The sequence below is a fragment of the Clostridiales bacterium FE2011 genome, assembly GCA_017569305.1.
In the GTDB taxonomy this organism is placed as follows: domain Bacteria; phylum Bacillota; class Clostridia; order Christensenellales; family Aristaeellaceae; genus Aristaeella.
In genome coordinates this window covers 2219561-2240457 of record CP069418.1, presented here as the reverse complement: position 1 = coordinate 2240457, position 20897 = coordinate 2219561, and the positions used below count along the sequence as shown (strand labels likewise).

Here is a 20897-nt window from a genome sequence, read left to right as displayed (position 1 = left end):
CCCATCCGGGCTTAAATCCAAAGAAATTCACAATTCACAATTCATAATTCATAATTTTTGACTGCAAAACCATCTGTTGTTCCATCCACAATTCATATTTCTCAATCCACATCTCATAATCAGCAGTTCCGACAGTTTCAGTAACTGTAATTATGAATTATGAATTGTGAATTATGAATTATCATCCTCCCTTTCGCCGACCTCTTCGCTCAGCCTTTTACTGCTCCCACAGTAAGGCCGGCGACGAAGTACTTCTGCACGAAGGGATACAGCAGGATGATGGGGCCGGTGGCGATGACGGCGGTGGCCATCTTCAGGGTTTCGCCGGGAAGGTCGGTAATGACCACGTTGGAGCCGGCGATGGAGTTCTTCAGGCTGGCCACCTTGTTGATCACGTTGTACAGGTGATACTGCAGGGGCCGGTACTCCACCTTGGTGGTCAGGAACAGGGAGCTGTAATACCACTCGTTCCAGTAGCTCAGGGCCAGGAACAGGCCGATGGTGGCCAGGGCCGGCTTCAGGTTCGGCAGGATCAGGCTGTAGAAGATCCGGAAATCTCCCGCGCCGTCAATCTTGCCGGACTCGGTAATTTCATGGGGAATGGCCTTCACGAAGTTCTTCATCAGCACGATCAGCCAGGGGCTCATCAGCAGCGGAAGCAGGATTGCGAAGTAGCTGTCACGCAGGTTCAGGTACTGAACCATCAGCAGGTAGAAGGGAACCAGGCCCGCGGAGAACAGGGACGTGAAGTAGATATAGAACATGATCCCGTTCCGGTAGGGGAAGTCCCTCCGCTGCAGGGCGTAGCCCGTCATGGAAACAATAAACAGACCGATCAGCGTACCCACCAGCGTCAGGCCGATGGTCACGGCGTAGGCGCCGATCATCTGGTCCGGACTGCGGAAGAGCAGTTCATAGGAAAAGGTGCTGAAGTCCGAAGGCCACAGGGTGAAACCGGACCGCCGGATGCTTTCTTCTGTCGCGAAGGAAGACGCGATGATCATCCAGAAAGGCATGATACAGACGATACAGAAGATGGTGACCAGGATGTAGGTCAGCACGTTGATGATGATCTGGCTCTTATCCTTGCGGATGTGGGTCGTATGCATCAGGTGCTCGGCGTGAATCTTCTCAGTCATTTTACTCACTCCTCCTTTCCGCTCAGAACAGGGCGTAGTCAGGATCCAGGTGCTTCACGAAGGCATTGGCTCCCAGCACGATGAAGAATCCGACCACACTCTGGAACAGGCCGACGGCGCTGCTCTGGGAGAAGTTGAAGCTGTTCATCATGGATCGGTAGACGTAGGTTTCAATGATGTCCGTGGTCTTGAACAGCATGGAGTTGTTGCCTACCAGGTTGTAGAACAGTCCGAAGTTACCTTTCAGGATGCCGCCGATGGCGAAGAGGAACAGGATGATAACCGTGGGCTTCAGGGTCGGCAGCGTGATGTAGCGGATGCGCTGCCAGGCGTTGGCGCCGTCAATCTGGGCTGCTTCCATCATGGAAGAATCCATGCCGGTAATGGCCGCGAAATAAACCACGGTGCCATAACCGGTGGACTTCCACAGATGAACCAGCACGATGATGAAGGGCCAGGCTCCCGCGTTCTGGTAAACCTTTGGCATCTCCATGCCCAGGCTGCGAACCAGATGGGAGATGAAGCCGTAGTCATAGTTCAGCATGTTGTACACCAGCAGGGACACCAGAACGTCCGAGATGAAGTACGGCAGGAACATGATGCTCTGCGCCAGCTTCTTGTATCCCTTGCAGGCCACTTCATTCAGCATGATGGCGAATGCCAGCTGCAGGATATTGCCGCAGACGATAAAGGCCAGGTTGTACAGCACCGTGTTCTTCAGCAGCAGGCCCAGCTGGCCGGAGATGAAGAGGAACTGGAAGTTCTTCAGTCCCACAAAGGGGCTGGCAAAAATACCCTTGTTGTACTGGAAGTTCGTGAAGGCGATGTACGCGCCGGGCATGGGCAGGTAGGAAAAGACGAGGAAGAACAGGATGGCCGGAAGGCACATCAGGATCAGCGTCTTGTTCTGCACGATGGTACGACCCACGGAAGGCTTGCGGTAATTGATCACCTTCTGCTGCGCGGCTTTTTGCAAGTGACTCACTCCTTCTCTTTCGTTCCTGTCAGTGTGTGGTCCGGATCCTGAAACCGGTTTCAAATCCCTGAAAAAAGAATGAAACCGGTTTCAAATCTCCTGTCAAAAAAAGTCCCGGAATCCTTTTTTCTTCACAATAAAAACAAATGAAATTCATCTTTACCTGAGGTCATTATAACAAAGGCGGGACTGCATTGCAAGAACTTTATTCTTTTTTACCATATTATACATTTTCAGGCCTTTTTCGGCGGTGCGCAGGATTCCCGTTCCGTGATGAAGACAGGAATGCGCCGCTCCTGCGGCCACTCATTCTGCGGGTCCAGGGCGGTCTGCACCAGAGAAGTGCCGAAAGCCTGGTAATCATACCCCACAGATGTCAGTTTCGGTGTGGTGATCCCGGTGACAAAGGTATCGTCGAAACCCAATAGCGAAATATCCTCCGGCACATGCAGGCCGGCGGCCAGCAATCCCTGCAGGATGCCCGCGCTGACCAGGTCGTTCATGCCCAGCAGGGCGGTGGGCTTCCGCTTCAGCTTCAGCAGGGTTTCCACACCTTCCAGGCCGGCTTGCACCGTATAATCCGATACGCCGATCAGCATCTTTTCATCCACGGGCAGGCCCAGCTCACCCATCACCCGGCGGAAGCAGTCCAGCCGCTCCACGGTTCCGTAGTATTCTCCCCCGGCGTAAACGAAGCCGATCTCCCGGTGGCCGAGTCCCGCCAGGTAGCGGACGCCCAGTTCCACAGAAGCCCGGTGATCCACGAAGATACCCGGGATTTCCGGCATGGGGCTGCGGGCGCCCACCACAATCCGGGTATAGCCCAGCGTCTTCCGCAGCAGGACGGTGAAAGCCGGATCCTGCTCCTCCAGGTCAATGCGTCCGCCGCAGAGGATCACGGCTTCCGGACGGAGCTCCCGGATACGGTTCAGCACGGAAATCTCCTTCTCCGGCCGGGACGTGGTATCCATCAGCAGTGTCACGTATCCCCGCTTATGGGCCTCACTTTCGCAGGCGGCAAACACACTGCTGTAATAGGAGTTGTCACTGTGGGCCACAATCACGGCAATAGTCCGGCTTCTGTTTTCTGTCAGCGCGCGGGCATACGCATTCGGATGGAAGTCATATTTGCGGATCACTTCCATCACTCTCTTGCGTTTTTCCTCGCGCACAGAAGCTGTACCGGTCAGAATCCTGGATACAGTAGCCGGACTGACCTGGGCTTCCTTCGCGATATCATAGATGGTGATATTCTTCTTCTCCATGATTTCCTTCTCCGGTTGTAATCTGCCGTTATCATGCCATACAAATATCAAAAAAGCAAGCAGGCGGCTGACTGCTTGATTTTTGGATAATTCACAATTCATAATGATATATACTTTCAACCAGTCAGAACGCCTGTAAAGTAAAATATCCATCACGCCTGGCGGAATGTGACAGCGGGACAGACCAAGTGTCACAGTCGTTGACCGTGACGCTTGGTCTGTCCCTTCTGTCACGTTCCGTTTTCACGTCGAGTATATCATTCCGCATTATGCAATCTTAATTTTGCATTTGACGTCATCCATATGACGCCATTGTCCCTCTGTCACGTTCCTGCTCTCCACAGCCTCAACGCAAAGAAAAAAAAGGATACCCCACACGCCTGACTGGAAGCTCCCTGTTTCAGTTTCTGTCTGCGGGGAGAAATTTGCTTCCAATGGCTGAATGATATATAATTGCGTTATTCCCATATGGAATTCACACTATATAATTATGAATTAATATGGAATCCTGAATTCCGGATTCAGAATTCCAAATATAGTTTGGAGTGTTATTTTGAAAAAAATCGTTTTAACCGGCGGCGGAACCCTGGGTCATGTCACCCCACATCTGGCACTGATCCCCAGGCTGAAGGAAGCCGGGTATGAAATCCACTATATCGGCACGGAGAACGGCATGGAAGCGCCGAAAATGCGCGCCGTGGAAGGCATCACCTACCATGCGGTCAAGAGCGGAAAGCTCCGCCGTTATCATGACTGGAAAAACTTTACCGATCCCTTCCGGGTCATCGCGGGCGCTTTCCAGTCCGCCCGGCTGATGGGAAAAATCAAACCGGACGTGGTGTTCTCCAAGGGCGGCTTCGTCGCGGTGCCGGTGGTTTTCGGCGCCTGGCTGCACCGGATTCCGGTGCTCTGCCATGAAAGCGACCTGACCCCCGGCCTGGCCAATAAGCTGTGCAAGCCTTTTGCCACCCGTTTTGCCACCACCTTCCCGGAATGCGCGGAAGCCCTGGGCGCCAAAGCGGAAATGACCGGCACTCCCCTGCGCCCGGAACTGTTCCATGGCGACAAGGCAAAGGGACTTTCCCTGCTGGGTTTTGACGGACAGAAACCCATCCTGCTGATGATGGGCGGTTCCTCCGGTGCCCAGAGTGTGAACGCCTGCCTGCGCAAGGCGATTCCTGAACTGACTCCTGATTTTGACGTGGCCCATATCTGCGGCAAGGGCAACCTGGACGCGGATCTGGAAGGCACGCCCGGATATAAGCAGATTGAATTCCTGGACGCTGACCTGCCGGACGTGCTGGCCTGCACCGACCTGGTGCTGAGCCGCGCCGGCGCCAACGCCCTGTGTGAGTTCCAGGCCCTGGGCCGTCCGATGCTGCTGATCCCCTATCCCAAGGGAGCCAGCCGCGGCGACCAGATCCTGAACGCGAAGAGCCTGGAGAAGCGCGGCCTGTGCCGGGTACTCCTGCAGGAAAACATGACCCCGGAAACCATGGTGAAGGAAATCCGGGAAACGTGGGCGGAAAGGGATACACTAACCGAAGCGTTAAAGAACGCCCCGCCTGCTAATGGCACAGAACGAGTTTTACAGATGATTCAGGAAATTCAGAAATAAAAGCTCATAACAACCTTATGTTTTACAACCGCGTTGGATCAAATCCAGCGCGGTTGTCCTTATCGTATGGTTATAGGCTGTCATTCCGACTAAGGCAGTTTACTGCCGCATGGAGGAATCCCTTACTATAATAGATTCAAGGGATATCCGCAACCTCAAAGGTCGCGACTCTCCACTGGAGAGCTCACTCCCTTTCGGTTGACCTCACCTCTGACGGAATTTCAGCCACTGGCTGCCCTCAGAGGTTCGCCCTCGACTTCGCTCGGGATGACATTCTATAATCCATACTCATAGAATAAGTTAAGCAGTCCGAGCCTGTTTTATATGTTTTCTTGATTTATAATATATTCTTATCGTATTACGATATATTTTTATTGACATGTAAATACTCATCGTGTTATACTCCGCCCGAAGAAGCCACAAAATACAACCCGCAAGGAGGAACACAATGAGTGAATTAACTGAAAATGTTCTGACTGAAAACAATAAGCCGCTTCCTGCCGCGCAGGACGAAATCAAAATGGACCGTGCAGGCGTCATCCTGCTGATACTTTCCTTCCTGGCAGCCCTGCTGTACTGCTTTGCCCACAGCTGGACGGGTTCCGTCTGTCCCGGGCCCGGCATCGGCCTGGCGATCAGCCACTGGGTGCTGACAGGCGTCACCCTGGCTGCCGCCAAAGCCCGGGGGCGGTTGACGCTCCGGCGGGACGGTCTCTTCCTGCTGGTCCTTTCCCTGCTGCTCAGCGCCGTATACGCCGTCTTTGCCAACACCACCCTGCGGCGGCTGAACCTGCCGGTCCTGCTGCTGATCACCGCCCAGGCTCTCTTTACGCTCACCGGCCAGAACACCGCTTCCGCCCTGTCCGGCCAGGGGCTGTGGGAAGGCTTCCGCCGGTACCTGCGGAGCCTGTTCCGCTGCAGGAGCGTTCCGTTCACCGCCGTCACCCGGCGGACAGAGCATAACGGTTATCTCCTGCCCGGCATCCTGGCCGCGATCTGCACGATGACCCTGGCGGCCATCCTCCTCAGCTCCGCGGATCAGGTATTCTCCGGCATGCTGGACAGCGTGGCGGAGAAGATACGGGATATTGATTTCCTGTTTATTTTCCGCCTGTTCCTGGCCCTGATCCTGACCCTCATCCTGTTCTCCCACCGCTTCAGCCTGCTGCAGGATCCCGGGACGATCCGCCCGGTCACAGCCCGCGCCGGCAATCCCACCATGTTCTATATGGTGCTGGCTTCCCTGGCGCTGGTATACGCGCTCTTTGGCTATGTGCAGATCCGTTACCTTTTCGCCGGTACGGAAAGCGTCCGGATGAGCGGCGGATACGCGGCCTATGCCCGCAGCGGTTTTTTCCAGCTGGTGCTGGTCGCCCTGCTGACCCTGTGCCTGATCCTCCCTGCCCTGTCCCTTTTCCGTGAAAACACGGGCATCCGGATCCTCTGCGCGCTGACGGCAGTGCTGACGATCATCATCGACGTTTCCGCCTATCTCCGGATGCACCTGTATATCGAAGCCTTCGGCCTGTCCACCCTGCGGGTGGTCACCGTATGGGGCATCGGTATCATCCTGCTGGCCCTGCTGGCCGTCATTGCCAAATCCATCCGGCCGCAGTGGCAGATCTGCCCCCTGCTGGCTGCAGTCATCCTGGCCAGCTGGGTTGTGCTGAACTGGGCCAACGTGGACCGGCTGGTAGCAGACAGCCAGGTCGCCCGGTACAACCGCGATCCTGAAAATACCGGCATTTACAGTCTGGTTTCAGACCAGGGCTGGAGTCCCGAATACTATGCCGCCTTTGAAAAGATTGCGGATCCCGGGAAACGGGCGGACGCCCTGGAGTTCCTGATCGACCTGGGCAGCGAAACACACCGGGACGGCCGCTGCCTCAGGCAGCCAGCCCTGTATGACTGGAGCCTGGCATACCTGAAAACAAAGTAAAAAGCCCTTTGTCATAAAAAGAACATGCTCCACGCGGCAGTCGTGGAGCACATTCTTTTGCAAACAGTGGAGGTACCCATCTGGAAGTTGTTTACTTTTCGCTTGTCAGGAATTCGGTCGCGATATAACCTTCGACGCCTTTGATTTCCACCCTGGACCAATACTTTCCCTTTTTCAGCACGGTGACCTTAGTCCCGCCGCGGTAGGAATCAATGATCGCACTGCTGCTGTCGGCTGCTTCGCGGAAATTCACGCAGGCGCCCTTCTCAATGTACATAGTAGAGCCGGAGGAGGCAGACTTCTCGTTCTTATTTGCTTTGGAGGAAGCAGATGAAGAAGATCCTGAAGAAGACTTGGAAGAAGATGCAGAAGAAGTCTTCGAGGAAGATTTCCGGCTAGAATCTCCGCTCTTTTCCTCCTCCGGTTTATCTTTACTGTAAGCCAGATAGCAGGTCATCATGTAGCCTGTGTTGCCCTTGACGCTGACCTTGGTCCATGTATCACCCTTCTTCAGGATGGTCACCTTGGTACCGCGGGGATAAGCGTCGATCACCTTGCCATCTGTGGAAGCCTCCTCCCGGAGGCGAAGCAGGTAACCCGTAACCTTCGTTGTCTCTGACAGGGCGGATACACAGGGCATCAGCACCGCCAGGCACAGCAAAAGGCACAGGAGACGGATCCTTCCTTTAGCGTTCATATCGGTATTCACTCCTTCGTAACCTCACGGAGGCTTTCCGCAGGTATACGGTCGTGTCGCGGCATGCATCATTTCTTGCGGCATGGCCGGTAAAATCTCAATGGGTTATATGTAATATAGCGACCGGACATATTCCTGTCAACCGCAAGTATAAAGGGACTTTTGCAGATTTCTTAAAAGATTGTTACATGTGATTTTTGCACTATTCTCATGTAACTTTCAAGTAATAATTCGACGAAAAATGACAAAAAACCTTCTGTCCGGCACAAATAAAAACGCTGCCGGAAAGTCCCTCCGCGATGCGAAGAATCCTTCCGGCAGCATATCTCATTCAGATTGTCCGGATACCCCCGTGCAAACATTTACATTCTTCGGGGATAATCCTCTGTTACAGCGTCTCAATCCGCTCCATGATCTTGTCAGACAGGAACTGTTTGAAGGGGTTCAGCGGTTCCGCGGAAGGTGCCGCGCCGTCCTTTTCAAACCGCATGGTGCAGGGTGCTTCCTCCGACCAGGCTTTCCACTCCGGCAGTTTCAGGCCGCAGAGGTCTTCCCCGTTCGGGTCACCAGTCTTGATGAAATTGCAGAAGTAATCGCACATCTGCCGGGCCAGGTCATAATGGCGGCCGGTAAAGGGACGCCAGCACTTGGCCAGGGTCTCAAACCAGAACCACAGGTCAGAGGAGTGGAAGGTGCCGGGATTGTCCCAGCCGGGCATGTCCGGATCGAAGCAGTAGCAGTAGCCCTTCTTTCCGGCGCGGGCGGTTTTGCTGAGCACGCCTTTGACCGTGCACTCGATGCCGCTGACCGGGGCATATCCCTGGTCCGGAACGTATTTGGATGTCTCCGGGAAGGCAAGGAAGGCCTCCGCCCTGTTGCCGAAGAGCTTTACAGCCTCTTCCTTCAGGGTTTCCTTATCCTTCGCGTCAATGGTGTTGAGGAATTCGTCCGAGGTGTTGCCGGCCATCATGACAGCGTCCACGCACTCCCCGCGGCTGTACAACGCGATGGGGTCTCCCACACAGAACAGGTCGTCCTGCACGGTAAAGAAGGGCGTATGACCCTCCATGTATTTTTCATAGCTGCGCTGCAGGGTCACCGCGTCCATGGCACGGGCTTCCTCCAGGCTCTTCACCTTCAGGAAAGCGAAGAATTCCTCGCCTTTTTTCTCTGCCTGCTTCAGGGTTTCCGGACGGCCTACCTCCCGGTGGAGATAGGGATCAAAGATCATGGCGCTCATGACCACCGCGCCGGAAAACAATCCCTTGTTTGCCAGGCAGGCCAGCTGGCTCATAACGCTGCCGCCGCCCGCGGACTGGCCGGCGATGGTGACCCGTTCCGGATCCCCGCCGAAGGCCGCGATGTTGCGCTGCACCCAGCGCAGGCCTGCCTGCTGGTCCAGGTTGCCGAAGTTTGCCGGCGCTTCCGGCTGTTCCTGGCTGATCTGCGGATGGGTCAGGAAGCCCAGGGCGCCGACCCGGTAGTTGACGGTTACCACCACGATACCCCGCCGGGCAATCCGCTCCCCGTCAAACTCCATCTCCGCGGGATAGCCGCACTGGAGGCCGCCGCCGAAGAACCAGACCAGGACGGGCATCTTCTCGTCTGCCTTCTTTGCCTTTGTCCAGACGTTCAGATAAAGGCAGTCCTCGCCCATGGGAATCTCCGGATCCACATGCCACTCCCGGCAGTAGATATCGTCTCCCAGGCCGGGAATCCACTGCATGGAGATGGGCGCAAAGCGGGAGCAGTCCCGCACGCCCGCCCAGCTTTCACAGGGCTGGGGCGCCCGCCAGCGGTTCTTACCCACAGGCGGCGCGGCAAAGGGAATCCCCTTGAAGGCCGTGATCCGCGGATCCGCCGCTTCAATACCCCGAACAATGCCGTTCTCGGTTCTCACTTGACGCAACATAAGCATACCTCCGGTATGATTTAATTCATAATTCATAATTCATAATTCATAATTCATAATTACAGAAACTAAACCGCCTGGAAAAAATCTCGCAAGATGATGTTCCGGAATTGTTTAACGTCCTGGAAAACCAATACCATGATTCATTATTCACCCATATAGTATCCGGCCGGACACTATATCATTATGAATTATGAATTATGAATTGTGAATTCCTGAAAAGGTCCCGGGAATACAAGTTCTTCAGTCTCTCCCGGCATATCCGGATCTGCTTTTACCTTCCGGACCTTTCCGGGATCCATAATCATCTTCAGCCGCTCAATCTGTTTCCCGAAGGCAAAGGGGCCCTGCTCCGCCGGGCGGAAGACCGCTTCTCCCGTTTCTTCATCCAGGTCAATGTCGAACCAGGCGTTCTGACCCTCCTTGTCAAAGCCGAAGAACTCCTGCCAGGCCGGCAGGTTCAGGCAGTTCTCCGGTTCCGGATACATCACCCGCAGGTAGCCGCCCTGCATCTTCACATACAGGTTGCCCTCCGCCTCGTTGTCCTTTGTGGGGAAGTCGATGGCCGCCTCTCCGCAGGCGTAGAAGATGTTGTTCCGGATCTTCGCGTCCCGGGAAGTGCCGCCCCGCTCCAGGCCGAACATCCGGAAGGGCACCGGCTTGAGGTAATATCCGCTGTGTCGGCACAGGCCGATCAGGTTATGGCTCACATGCAGCCGGTCCGTTCCTTCCCCGTAGATCCCGTAGCCGTTGACGGCCTCGTTTTCCCGGAGCTTATACCAGCCGGAGGAACCGGGTTCCACCGGCACCCTGGCCGGGTCAAACCGGCCTTCCACATTCCAGATCACGTTGTGGTCGATCAGGTTAATGCCTTCCCGGGTGCACTCAATAAAGATCGCTTCCCGCTGCTCAATGCCGTTCAGGAACAGGTTGCCGGTAATCCGGTTGTTCTCGTTGCCGCAGTCCAGCCACAGGTGATCCGCCCGGAAGGTATCCCGGAAAATGTTGTTCCGGATCAGGGCGTTGACGCTGTTGTGCAGTTTGATGGCCCCGGCTTCCCAGCTCAGCTCCATCTTCTGCCAGCCGGTGCCCTCGATCACGTTTCCCTCAATCAGCATCCGCTCCGCGAACATGCCGGCAATGCCGCAGACGCCCGCGTCCTGGATGGTGCAGTTCCGGATCACGCTGTAGCCGATCACTTCGTCCGGCCGGTGGGTGTGGTGCCAGCACTCGTTGCCCACGTCAATGGCCACGCCGTTTGTCCAGTAAACCGTGCAGCCCTCAATGATCCAGTGGTGGCCCCGGTACGCGGAGATCGCCCCGCGCTGCGGCACCGGCGCGCCGGTGGCCGCGTGTTCACAGACCAGGCCTTTGACCCGGATATAGTTCAGGAAAGGTTTATCCGGCGCGAAGCACTGCTCCCGCACGGTCACCTCAATCCGGTGATCCTTCGGGTCCTCGTCATACTCCAGGCGGAAGTGGACCTTCTGGCCGTTGGCCTCCACCCAGTAGGTATTGTCCTCCTGCGCCATGCCGCCGTACAGCGGCACCTGCTTCAGCGGCTTGCCGTCGCAGAAGACGCAGCCCCGCCGGTTCAGGTAGGTGGTCATGTCGGTCTTGTCATACTCGATGAACAGCCGGTCATGCAGGATGTTCACCGCACAGAAGGGGTTATAGCCCCGGAACAGGTCCGGATCCAGGTCATATTCCCAGACGCAGACTCCCTCCGGCTGCACGGCTCCCCGTCCCCGGTTCAGCATCCAGCCCTCGCTGGGGATAAAGTCTTTCACTTCCTCCGACGCGCTGATGACCACGTCGCCGTCACCGAAGGCTTCATAGGAAATCATATGTTCGGGATCCGTGCCGCCCATGGTGGGCTTCACGCACTCCCGGTACAGGCCCGCGTGGATCCGCACCCGGGTGCCCGGCGTCGCTTCCTGCGCGGCCCGGTTGATGGTCCGGAAGGGATGCGCCTCGCTGCCGTCGTTCTCATCCGAGGCGGCGGGGCTGGAGCCGTCCACAAACAGTTCCCGTTCCCACACGGGCTCTGTTTCCCAGAATTCATAGGTGCTGCCATCCGGCAGAAGGGCAGAATTTAATTCATAATTCATAATTCACAATTCATAATAATCTGTCGTTCAGTAACAGGAAAAAGCACAACCGTCAGGAGCATTTTCAAAGGCACATTTTCCGATCCCGGCCGGGATTATACCGGTGAAGTTCACAATCCATAATCAATTGTGAATTATGAATTGTGAATTGTGAATTACAAGGGGGTGCCCCCGAAGGAGCACCCCCGTATGGGTTACAATGTGTTGATACCGTTTGGGTGAAGATTACTGCGCAGCAGCGGCAGCAGCGATCTTGGCATCCACTTCGGGCTGCCACACGCCGCAGTCATACTCAAACAGTTCTTCGTAGCCGAAGCCGTTCAGCTGTTCGACCATTTCGTCCCACATCGCTTCGAATTCTTCATCCGTTGCGCAGGTCATGATCAGGTTCCAGGTGTACTCGCACAGGGTGCTGTTGATCTGTGAACGCAGGGCGATCATGTCGTTGTTGTCCGCGATGGGCGTGAAGTCAACGCTGGGGCTGGCCAGCAGCTTGCCGTTCTTCTTCATCCAGTCAACGTCGTCAGCAGCGTCAAACAGTTCGGACCATTCCTTCTTCATTTCGGTCATGGTCTGCTGCTTGTAGGAGTTCCAGAACTTGGAAGCAAAGCGCTCGCCAGTCAGGGGGTTGACGCAGATGGAGGAAACGATCCACTGGTTGATGGCGTTGTAGCCGTCGTTGTATCCGCCGCCGCCGTATTCATCCGGCACGGTCAGGTTGTCCATCAGGGCGTTGTCGTTCAGCACGGTGAAGGTGCCGTCTTCGTTCACGGTGTAGTTGAAGTCCTTCAGACCAACGTGCTGGATGGTGGCTCCTTCGGGGCTGGCGTACCAGTCGAGGAAGGCCATGATGCGGTCATACTTTTCGCCTTCAACACCGGCGCCCACACCGATCATACGGTCAGAGCCGTAGTAACGGTCAGCGTCAGCATAGTAGAGCATATCGCCAACGGGGACGAAGCGGAAAGCAGTGCCGGCCTTCTGGCGGTCAACGCTGTTCCAGAAACCAACCTGCCAGCTGTACCAGAACACATCCACACGGCCGGAGGACATCTTGGCGCAGGCATTGTCCCAGTTCTGGGTGCCGGAGTCCGGATCCACCAGACCCAGCTGATTCGCCTTGTTCAGGAACTTGGTGATCTTGTAGTAGGCATTCTCGCGCTCATACAGCTTGGAGAAGGTGTTGTCGGGCTTCAGCATGGCGCTGCCCTTCAGCTTCTCGCCGTACCAGGTGGTCAGCTGCACGACGTTGGCGGGACCGACCATGTTGTCGTTGCCGTCCCAGTCGGGCCACAGGGAGAAGGGATAAGCGGGATCGCCGTCTTCATTCTGGGGATGCACTTCATGGATCTTCACCAGGGCGGCCAGCAGGTCGTCCAGGGTTTCGAGCTTCGGAGCGCCGATCTCTTTGTACAGATCCCAGCGGAGCATCGGGCTGGAGTAGATCACTTCGTCAGTCAGGGTGCTGGGGGAAGTATCGGTCATTTCGCAGGGGATGCCGTAGTACTTTCCTTCTTCACCAGTCAGACCCTTGTTGTACACATCGATCTGGGTCTTGAACTTCATGATGTTTTCGCAGTCCACGATCTTGTCACTGATATCCTTGGCCAGGCCGGCATCAACGATTTCAGAGAACTTGGACTTGTCGACGATGATCACGTCGCCGAGGTTGCCTTCCTCAGAGCGGGTGGCGTAGATCGTGTTGCCAACCACCTGGGAAGCGATGATGTTCAGTTCAATGTTGAACTTGTCCTTAACCACTTTGGCGAACCAGCCGGACTGGATGCCGTTGTAGTTAGCTGCATCATCGTAGAAGTCGATGGTCAGGAGTTCGGACTCCTCAGCCACCGCGCTGATGGACACCAGGCTCAGAAGCATGGCAAGCGTCAGCAGAACAGACAGAAACCGTTTCATGTTGGTACCCTCCTTCAAAATATATGAATTTTTGGCAATACTGCCATAATTCCTTGGTCCGCAACCTCAATCGTCGCACTGCTCGCTTAGAAGCTTCGCATTGCTCGTTTCGGTTTGGATTCGCGCGCGCACCGCGGGCGGAATTCCCGCCTCGCGCACCGCGCACGAGAGGACTCCGGGTCGCTTTTGCTTCCGCAAATGTCCCACTGGGGCACCGCTTCCCTCGCTCCCCTCCTTCAAAATATGATAAAGACCTTTCTGGTCTTTATTCCGAATTCATAATTCACAATTCATAATTCATAATTGAGATACTTATCCGCATATGGATTGAATTGTGAATGATGATGGCGAGTTCATCCCGAATGAAAGATCTTGCTTTGAAATCTATGCTTTGAGTAAGGTAACTAACAATAATTATGAATTGTGAATTGTGAATTTGATTGGTGCCTGTAAAAGTCATCTCCCGCAACCTCAATCGTCGCGACTGCCCACTGGGCAGCTCGCTCGTTTCGGTTGAATTCACCTCTTTTGATATTTCTGCCACCGGCAGTCAAAAGAGGTTCATCCCTTTACGGCGCCTATCATAATCCCCTTAGTGAAGTACCGCTGGAAGAAGGGGTAAATCATCATAACGGGAAGCACAACAACTACTGTAACTGACATACGGATTGCAGTCGCCGTGGCGGCGGTCTGCAGGCCCGCGAGAATGGCGCTGGAGTTGGTCGTGTTGCTGATCAGCGCCTTCAGGCTGTTCGCCTGGGTAATGTACTGGTACAGCTTGTACTGAAGGGTATCCAGGTCCCGTCTGTTCGTCATCAGCAGCAGGTTGTCCTGGAAAGCGTTCCACTGGTTCACCGCGGCAAATATGGCGATGGTCGCAAGGATTGGTTTGATGACCGGCAGCATGATCTGGAAAAATACCCTCAGCGTGCCGGCGCCGTCTATTTCGGCGGCCTCCTGCAGTTCCCGGGGAACTGACTCACAATATGTCTTGCACAGGATGATATAGAAGGGCTGGATGATCATGGGGAAGATATAGCCCCAGAAGTTGTTGTTCAGCCCCAGATTGCGCATGCACAGTACCCACGGAATGATACCGGCATTGAAATACATCGTTACCGCCACAAAACGGAACCACAGTTTCCGTTTCCACATGGTATCCCGGGTAAACATGTAGCCCAGGAAGGCCGCGATTATCACCGTCAGGATTGTACCGATCACCGTACGCAGAACCGAGATCTTGGCCGCGTCCAGCAGACCTGGAATATTGGCCATGCGCTCGTAGTTCTTGAAGTGAACCTGCATCGGCCAGAAGAGCACCTTGCCGCGTTCGGAAAGGTTGTTCGCGCTGATGGAGTTAATGATGATGTAGTAAAACGGATAAGCACAGACAAAGGCGAAGAAGGCGTACACGATATACGTGATCACGCTGATGACCTTGTCGCCCGCGCTCTGGCGGTCCATGGGATTCACGTGCTTCTTCCGGATGAATTCGGCTTTGGTTGTCATCTGCTGTCCCTCCTTTCCGATCACACGAACCCTTGCCCGCGGACGAGGCGGGAAACGGTATTCGTAATGAAGAGCAGGGCCACGCTCACGATGCTCTTGAGCATGCTGATGGCCGTGGACAGCGGATAATTGCCGCGCCCGGTGGTGGCAATGTTATACACATACAGGTCCAGCACTTCGATGGACTTCTTGTTGAAGTTGTTCATGAAGACGAAGTACTGCTCCATGCCGTTGGACAGGAAGTTCGCCAGGTTCAGCATAACGATGACGAAATAGGTCGGCAGCAGGCAAGGGATCGTGATCCGCCAGATGATCTGCATCCGGGTCGCGCCGTCCACCTTGGCCGCCTCGATCATCTGCTCGTCAATGGCGGAGATCGCGGCCAGATACATGATGGCCGCCCATCCGGCGTTCTTCCAGGTCAGCCACAGCCACATCTTGAACCAGACGTTCTCTTTGGAGCTGAGGAAGGCGATTGGTTTGTCGATCAGGCCCAGCGACACCAGCACAGAGTTGACCGCGCCGGTGGAGCTCAGCACGTTGAACGCCACCGAGAACACCAGAACCCAGGAAATGAAGTTCGGCAGGGTGGTTACTGTCTGGACGAATTTCTTGTAGGGCTTGCAGCGGATTTCATTAAGGAACACCGCGAAGATCATCGGGAACCAGCTGAAAGCCAGGGAAAGGCCGCTCATCGCGAAGGTATTCACCAGCACGCGGCCCACGTCCGCCAGGCGGACCGGATTGTCAGCAATATACTTGAACCACTTCAGGCCCACAAAGGTTTCCGCGGAGATGGGCTTGGGCGGCATATAATCATGGAAAGCATAAATCCAGCCATACAGCGGGTAATAAAACATCAGGGCTGCCAGGATCAGAAACGGAAGGATATACAGGAATTCCACATAGGAACGGGTCTTCTTGTTCATCGCTTCACTTCCTTCCGCGAATCGTTTCGCTTATGTTGAATATACGATAGATTTCTTTGTTTCTTTTGTTCTGTTGCCAGATCGTTACCCTATATTTATATCAGGAAGAAGATGTACCTACAACGCCTTTTTCCTGTAACAAAGGGACAAAATTTGCTTTTGGGAGTTTAAAATTATTTCCTTTTTGTTCGATTTGGTTTACAATGGGTCAGAACATACTGTGTATGTTGTATGATACAGGACAAAAGTATGCAGTCTGAACGGAGGCCTTATTCCGTGAATACATTCTACGAGCAAAGACCGGAACAGCTGTTTGTCGGGGACATGACGGACCATGTCTTCCCTGCCCACGTGCACTCCGTGGCGGAGCTGGTGGTCCTGACATGCGGTTCAGCCGTGATGACCATTGATGAAACCCAGTACAGGCTGAATCCGGGTGACGCCGCCATCGTCTTCCCCCTGGTGCCGCACAGCTATGATATCCTGAGCGATGACGCCCGCGGCATCACCGCCATCTTCCCGCCGGACATCATCCCGGAATACGCCGGCACTTTCCACGGCCTGCAGCCGGAATGCCCCCTGCTGCCGGCAGCCCGCACCTGCGTGGATCTTCGCCTGGCCGTGAACCGGCTGGAAAGCCTGACCATGGAGGATGACCTTCCCCTGTGCATCGCCTATCTGCATATCATCCTGGCCGGCCTGCTCCACAACCTTTCCTACCGGCCGGTCTACGATTACAGCGAAAAGGACCTGGGGCACCGGATCATCCAGTATATCTCCGAGCATGCCTTTGAGGAAATCACGCTGGAAAGCGCCTCCCGGGCGCTGGGCATCAGCGTATCCCACCTGTCCCATTTCTTCTCCGAACGGATGCATACCAACTTCCGCCGGTTTATCAACGCGATCCGGATCAGCAAAGCCCGCCTGCTCATGCGGGATCCGAACCTGACCCTGACGGAGATCAGCGACGCCTGCGGCTACACCAACATGCGCACCTTCCGCCGGGCCTTCCAGGCGGAACTGGGACGCCTGCCCTCGGAGCATCAGTTTGCCCTCCGCAACCGGATCACGGGAGAGGAAATGTGAAAGAGGCAGGATGCCCTCTTTCAATTCATAATTCACAATTCATAATGCATAATTATATAGCGTTTTCTATTCAGCAGCAGGGAGTTATAGCTTGAATCTATAGCTCCCTATAAAATATTGCTTTCCCTGAATACACAAAAAGCGCATACATTTCACTAAAAAAGCTGATATATTATTCAGGACGCGGTGTACACGGTACCCTGCGGTCAGTAAATTCATTATGAATTATGAATTATGAATTGTGAATTATAGTTTAAGGAGGCCTTTCCAATGTCCAGAATTGAAACCCTTTGCGTACAGGGCGGCTATACACCCAAGAACGGCGAGCCCCGCCAGATCCCGATCATCCAGTCCACTACCTTCAAATATGATACCAGCGAGGATATGGGCAAGCTTTTTGACCTGGAAGCCTCCGGTTATTTCTATACCCGCCTGCAGAACCCCACCAACGACACGGTGGCGGCCCGCATCTGCGCCCTGGAGGGCGGCACCGCGGCCATGCTGACCTCTTCCGGCCAGGCCGCCAACTTCTACGCCGTCTTCAACATCGCCAACGCGGGTGACCACGTGGTAGCCTGCTCCGCCATCTACGGCGGCACCTACAACCTTTTTGCCGTCACGATGAAGAAGATGGGCATCGACTTCACCTTCGTCAGCCCGGACTGCACGGATGAAGAGCTGAACGCTGCCTTCCGGCCCAACACCAAGGCCCTCTTCGGTGAAACCATTGCCAACCCGGCCCTGAGCGTGCTGGATATTGAGCAGTTCGCGAAGGCTGCCCATGCCCACGGCGTTCCGCTGATCATCGACAACACCTTCGCCACCCCGGTCAACTGCCGGCCCATTGAATGGGGCGCGGACATCGTGACCCACTCCACCACCAAATACATGGACGGCCACGGCAGCGGCGTCGGCGGTGCCATCGTGGACAGCGGCAAATTCGACTGGGAAAAGTACGCGGACAAGTTCCCCGGACTGACCACACCGGATGAAAGCTACCACGGCGTAACCTACACGAAGAAGTTCGGCCTCGGCGGCGCCTTCATCACCAAGGCAACTGCCCAGCTGATGCGGGACTTCGGTTCTATCCAGAGCCCCCAGAACGCCTTCCTGCTGGGCCTGGGCCTGGAAAGCCTGCACGTGCGCATGAAGCGCCACTGCGAAAACGGACAGGCCGTAGCCGAGTTCCTGGCCGGTCATGAAAAAGTCGCCTGGGTCACCTACTGCGGCCTCCCGGGAGACAAGTATTACGAGCGGGCACAGAAGTACCTGCCCAACGGTTCCTGCGGCGTGGTTTCCTTCGGCGTGAAGGGCGGCCGGAAAGCCGCGGAAGCCTTCATGAAGCACCTGAAAGTCGCTGCCATTGAAACCCACGTGGCGGACGCGCGGAGCTGCTGCCTGCATCCCGCCAGCGCCACCCATCGCCAGATGAGCGATGAGGAACTGATCGCCGCAGGCGTTTCCCCGGACCTGGTACGTTTCAGCGTCGGCCTGGAGAACAAGGATGACCTGATTGAGGACATCGCACAGGCACTGGCAGCAATCTGATATCAAATCGCTGCAATGCATAATGCACAATGCATAATGCATAATTAATGTATATCAAACAAAAGCATCAATTGAAGGAGCTCTGTTTAAAGGAGCTCCTTTTTTCCCGGCTTGTTTGCCCTTCCTTTACTCATTTATTTGCATATTTTTGGTAATTAGTGCATAATTACCTATACTTAAACCAGGAAAAAAACATTTTTTGCATCGATATGGGGCAAAAATCGCACAATCGGTTGAAATCATTGATTTTTTGACCAATTTTCATAAATTTTTGTACAAAAATGTTCGTACATTAGTATTGTATTTTGCTTTTCTTTACGGTATGATGTTCCTGGTGTTCAAAACTACAGAAGAAAGCGGAGCGCTTGCCATGAATCAGGACGTCTTGTTTTCGCAGTATCTCGAGGAACTGACGGATACAATCACGGATCTGGATCATTTCAATATTGAAAAAACCTATGAAATCCTGAGACAGCTGTGCATTGCGTTCCGTGTGTGCAAAGGCGTTGCTGAGTACTACAATAATGCGGAAGAGGAGCGCATGGGCTGCGGCACTGTGCTCACCTGCTATGACAGCGGGGAGGAAACAGCTGAAGTCATCTCCTGCCGCACAGTGCTCAGCGATATTGTCGTGGCCGACTGCAAAGCTTACCGTGCCAAAGGCGTCAAACCATGGACTGAAACGGAACGGAAACGGATCGAAATGGTGGAGCGCCTGATGCTCACGGTTGTCGGCCGCCTGCGCGCCTGCGGCCTGGTGGAGCAGGCTACCCTGTTTGACGACTCAGGCTACAGCAACTATCGTTTCCTCCATTCCACAATTGAGCAGATCGGAACCTCAGGCCATATCAATCAATATGCTTTTGCCCGCTTCAACCTTCGTCACTTCGCCCTGATCAACCGCCAGCTCGGACGGGAAGTCAGCGACCTGGCCATGAGGAAATATATCGATACCATTGAGGAGGCCGTCAGCCCGGACGGCATTGTCAGCCGTCTGGGGGGAGACAACTTCGTGGCGGTATTCCTGAAAGAAAAACTGAATGAAGTCCTGGCGCGTTTTGAAGGCATCCCGATTTCCTACAACGATGGAGACCGTGTGATGATCTCCTCCCGTGCCGGGATCTTTTTGATTCCCGATGACTTCTATTACTACCAGCCCGAGGACATCATGGACCGGGTCACCGGCGCCTACAACGCCGCCTGGCGCGGAGATACCGGTGATATTGTTTACGCAAGCGAACAGCTGATGGCGGAAAAAGATCGCTTCATGCAGATCCGGTCCCAGTTCCCTGTCGGCCTGAAAAACCGGGAGTTTCTGGTTTTCTACCAGCCGAAAATCAACCTGAAGGACAACTCCATCGCCGGGGCGGAAGCGCTGAGCCGGTGGTACCGCAACGGCACCCTGATGATGCCCACGGAATATATCTCCGACCTGGAGCAAACCATGGATATCTGCAAGCTGGACTTCTACGTCCTGGAACAGGTATGCCGTGACCTGCGGCGCTGGCTGGACGAAGGCCGCCAGGCCGTCCGCGTCTCCGTGAACTTCTCCCGCCGGCACCTGATCAACCTGAGCCTGACGGAGAGCATCCTGGAGGTTGTGGACCGGTACCGCATTCCCCATGAACTGATCGAGATTGAGCTGACGGAAACCGTCACGGACGTGGAATTCCGCGACCTCAAGCGCGTCGCCGGCGCCCTGCAGGAAGCCGGCATCTACACCTCCGTGGACGATTTCGGAATCGGCTACAGCTCCCTGAACCTGATCCGGGAGATCCCCTGGAACATCCTGAAGGTGGATAAAAACTTCCTGCCCGTCAATGAAAACGCCGAGGGAGAACGGCAGAACATCATGTTCCGCCACGTGGTCAGCATGGCCAAGGAAATCGGCCTCATCTGCGTAGCCGAAGGCGTGGAAACCATCGGCCAGGTCAACATCCTGCGCAAGTGCGGCTGTGATCTCGCCCAGGGCTTCTACTATGACAAACCCCTGCCGGTAAAGGAATTTGAAGAACGGCTGGATAAACACTTCTATACAAACACGTGATGTGTCAGTAATTCACAATTCATAATTCATAATTCACAATTAAATACCGATAACAAGAACGCGTTGAGAAACTCAACGCTCTTTGTTTATTCCAGGTAGACGCCTGTAGCTATGTGCTCTGGTAAAAGAAAAACACGCCGGACTGATCCAACGTGTTAGCAGTGTCAAAATAATTATGAATTATGAATTGTGAATTGACGGAGATCG

Annotated in this window: 14 protein-coding genes; 5 read left to right on the top strand and 9 right to left on the bottom strand. The window is 54.7% G+C overall.

Features of this window, described 5'->3' with window-relative positions:
• Positions 1-209 precede the first annotated feature (209 nt).
• The 3 genes from JRC49_10095 to JRC49_10085 form a co-directional block, all read right to left on the bottom strand.
• Entirely contained in the window at positions 210-1109 is a 900-nt protein-coding gene (locus JRC49_10095) for a carbohydrate ABC transporter permease (GenBank protein QTE72862.1), read from the bottom strand.
• Positions 1110-1161: 52 nt separating this feature from the next.
• The gene (locus JRC49_10090) at positions 1162-2028 is read right to left on the bottom strand and encodes a sugar ABC transporter permease (protein ID QTE72861.1); all 867 of its coding nucleotides are present in this window, start codon (positions 2026-2028) and stop codon (positions 1162-1164) included.
• Between the two features lie 320 nt (positions 2029-2348).
• Positions 2349-3380 carry a LacI family DNA-binding transcriptional regulator gene (locus JRC49_10085; GenBank protein ID QTE70150.1) on the bottom strand — a complete coding sequence of 344 codons (1032 nt, stop codon included), beginning with the start codon at positions 3378-3380 and terminating at the stop codon, positions 2349-2351.
• A gap of 553 nt (positions 3381-3933) precedes the next feature.
• Here JRC49_10085 and JRC49_10080 point away from each other — a divergent pair.
• Positions 3934-4998, top strand: coding sequence for an undecaprenyldiphospho-muramoylpentapeptide beta-N-acetylglucosaminyltransferase (locus JRC49_10080; GenBank protein QTE70149.1), 1065 nt, complete (start codon positions 3934-3936; stop codon positions 4996-4998).
• A 448-nt stretch (positions 4999-5446) separates the two neighbouring features.
• Positions 5447-6937 carry a DUF4173 domain-containing protein gene (locus JRC49_10075; protein QTE70148.1) on the top strand — a complete coding sequence of 497 codons (1491 nt, stop codon included), beginning with the start codon at positions 5447-5449 and terminating at the stop codon, positions 6935-6937.
• A 91-nt stretch (positions 6938-7028) separates the two neighbouring features.
• Here the strand turns inward: JRC49_10075 and JRC49_10070 are convergent, their stop codons facing one another.
• The 6 genes from JRC49_10070 to JRC49_10045 form a co-directional block, all read right to left on the bottom strand.
• A complete protein-coding gene (locus JRC49_10070) occupies positions 7029-7634 on the bottom strand; it encodes an SH3 domain-containing protein (protein ID QTE70147.1) in 606 nt (201 codons plus the stop codon).
• A gap of 388 nt (positions 7635-8022) precedes the next feature.
• Positions 8023-9546 (bottom strand): carboxylesterase family protein, encoded by a 1524-nt coding sequence (locus JRC49_10065; protein QTE70146.1) that lies wholly within the window; start codon positions 9544-9546, stop codon positions 8023-8025.
• 191 nt (positions 9547-9737) lie between these two features.
• Entirely contained in the window at positions 9738-11657 is a 1920-nt protein-coding gene (locus JRC49_10060; GenBank protein QTE70145.1) for a right-handed parallel beta-helix repeat-containing protein, read from the bottom strand.
• A gap of 225 nt (positions 11658-11882) precedes the next feature.
• Positions 11883-13571: a sugar ABC transporter substrate-binding protein gene (locus tag JRC49_10055; protein ID QTE70144.1), complete on the bottom strand. Its 1689-nt coding sequence runs from the start codon at positions 13569-13571 to the stop codon at positions 11883-11885.
• A gap of 561 nt (positions 13572-14132) precedes the next feature.
• A complete protein-coding gene (locus JRC49_10050; GenBank protein QTE72860.1) occupies positions 14133-15035 on the bottom strand; it encodes a carbohydrate ABC transporter permease in 903 nt (300 codons plus the stop codon).
• A 65-nt stretch (positions 15036-15100) separates the two neighbouring features.
• Positions 15101-16009, bottom strand: a complete 909-nt coding sequence (locus tag JRC49_10045) for a sugar ABC transporter permease (protein QTE70143.1) — start codon at positions 16007-16009, stop codon at positions 15101-15103.
• Positions 16010-16285: 276 nt separating this feature from the next.
• On the opposite strand from JRC49_10045, the gene JRC49_10040 reads away from it, so the two are divergent.
• From JRC49_10040 to JRC49_10030, 3 genes are all read left to right on the top strand, one after another.
• Positions 16286-17095: a helix-turn-helix transcriptional regulator gene (locus tag JRC49_10040; protein ID QTE70142.1), complete on the top strand. Its 810-nt coding sequence runs from the start codon at positions 16286-16288 to the stop codon at positions 17093-17095.
• A 270-nt stretch (positions 17096-17365) separates the two neighbouring features.
• Complete coding sequence (locus JRC49_10035; protein ID QTE70141.1) at positions 17366-18643, top strand: O-acetylhomoserine aminocarboxypropyltransferase/cysteine synthase; 1278 nt, start codon at positions 17366-17368, stop codon at positions 18641-18643.
• A gap of 370 nt (positions 18644-19013) precedes the next feature.
• Positions 19014-20690 (top strand): EAL domain-containing protein, encoded by a 1677-nt coding sequence (locus JRC49_10030; GenBank protein ID QTE70140.1) that lies wholly within the window; start codon positions 19014-19016, stop codon positions 20688-20690.
• Positions 20691-20897: the final 207 nt, after the last annotated feature.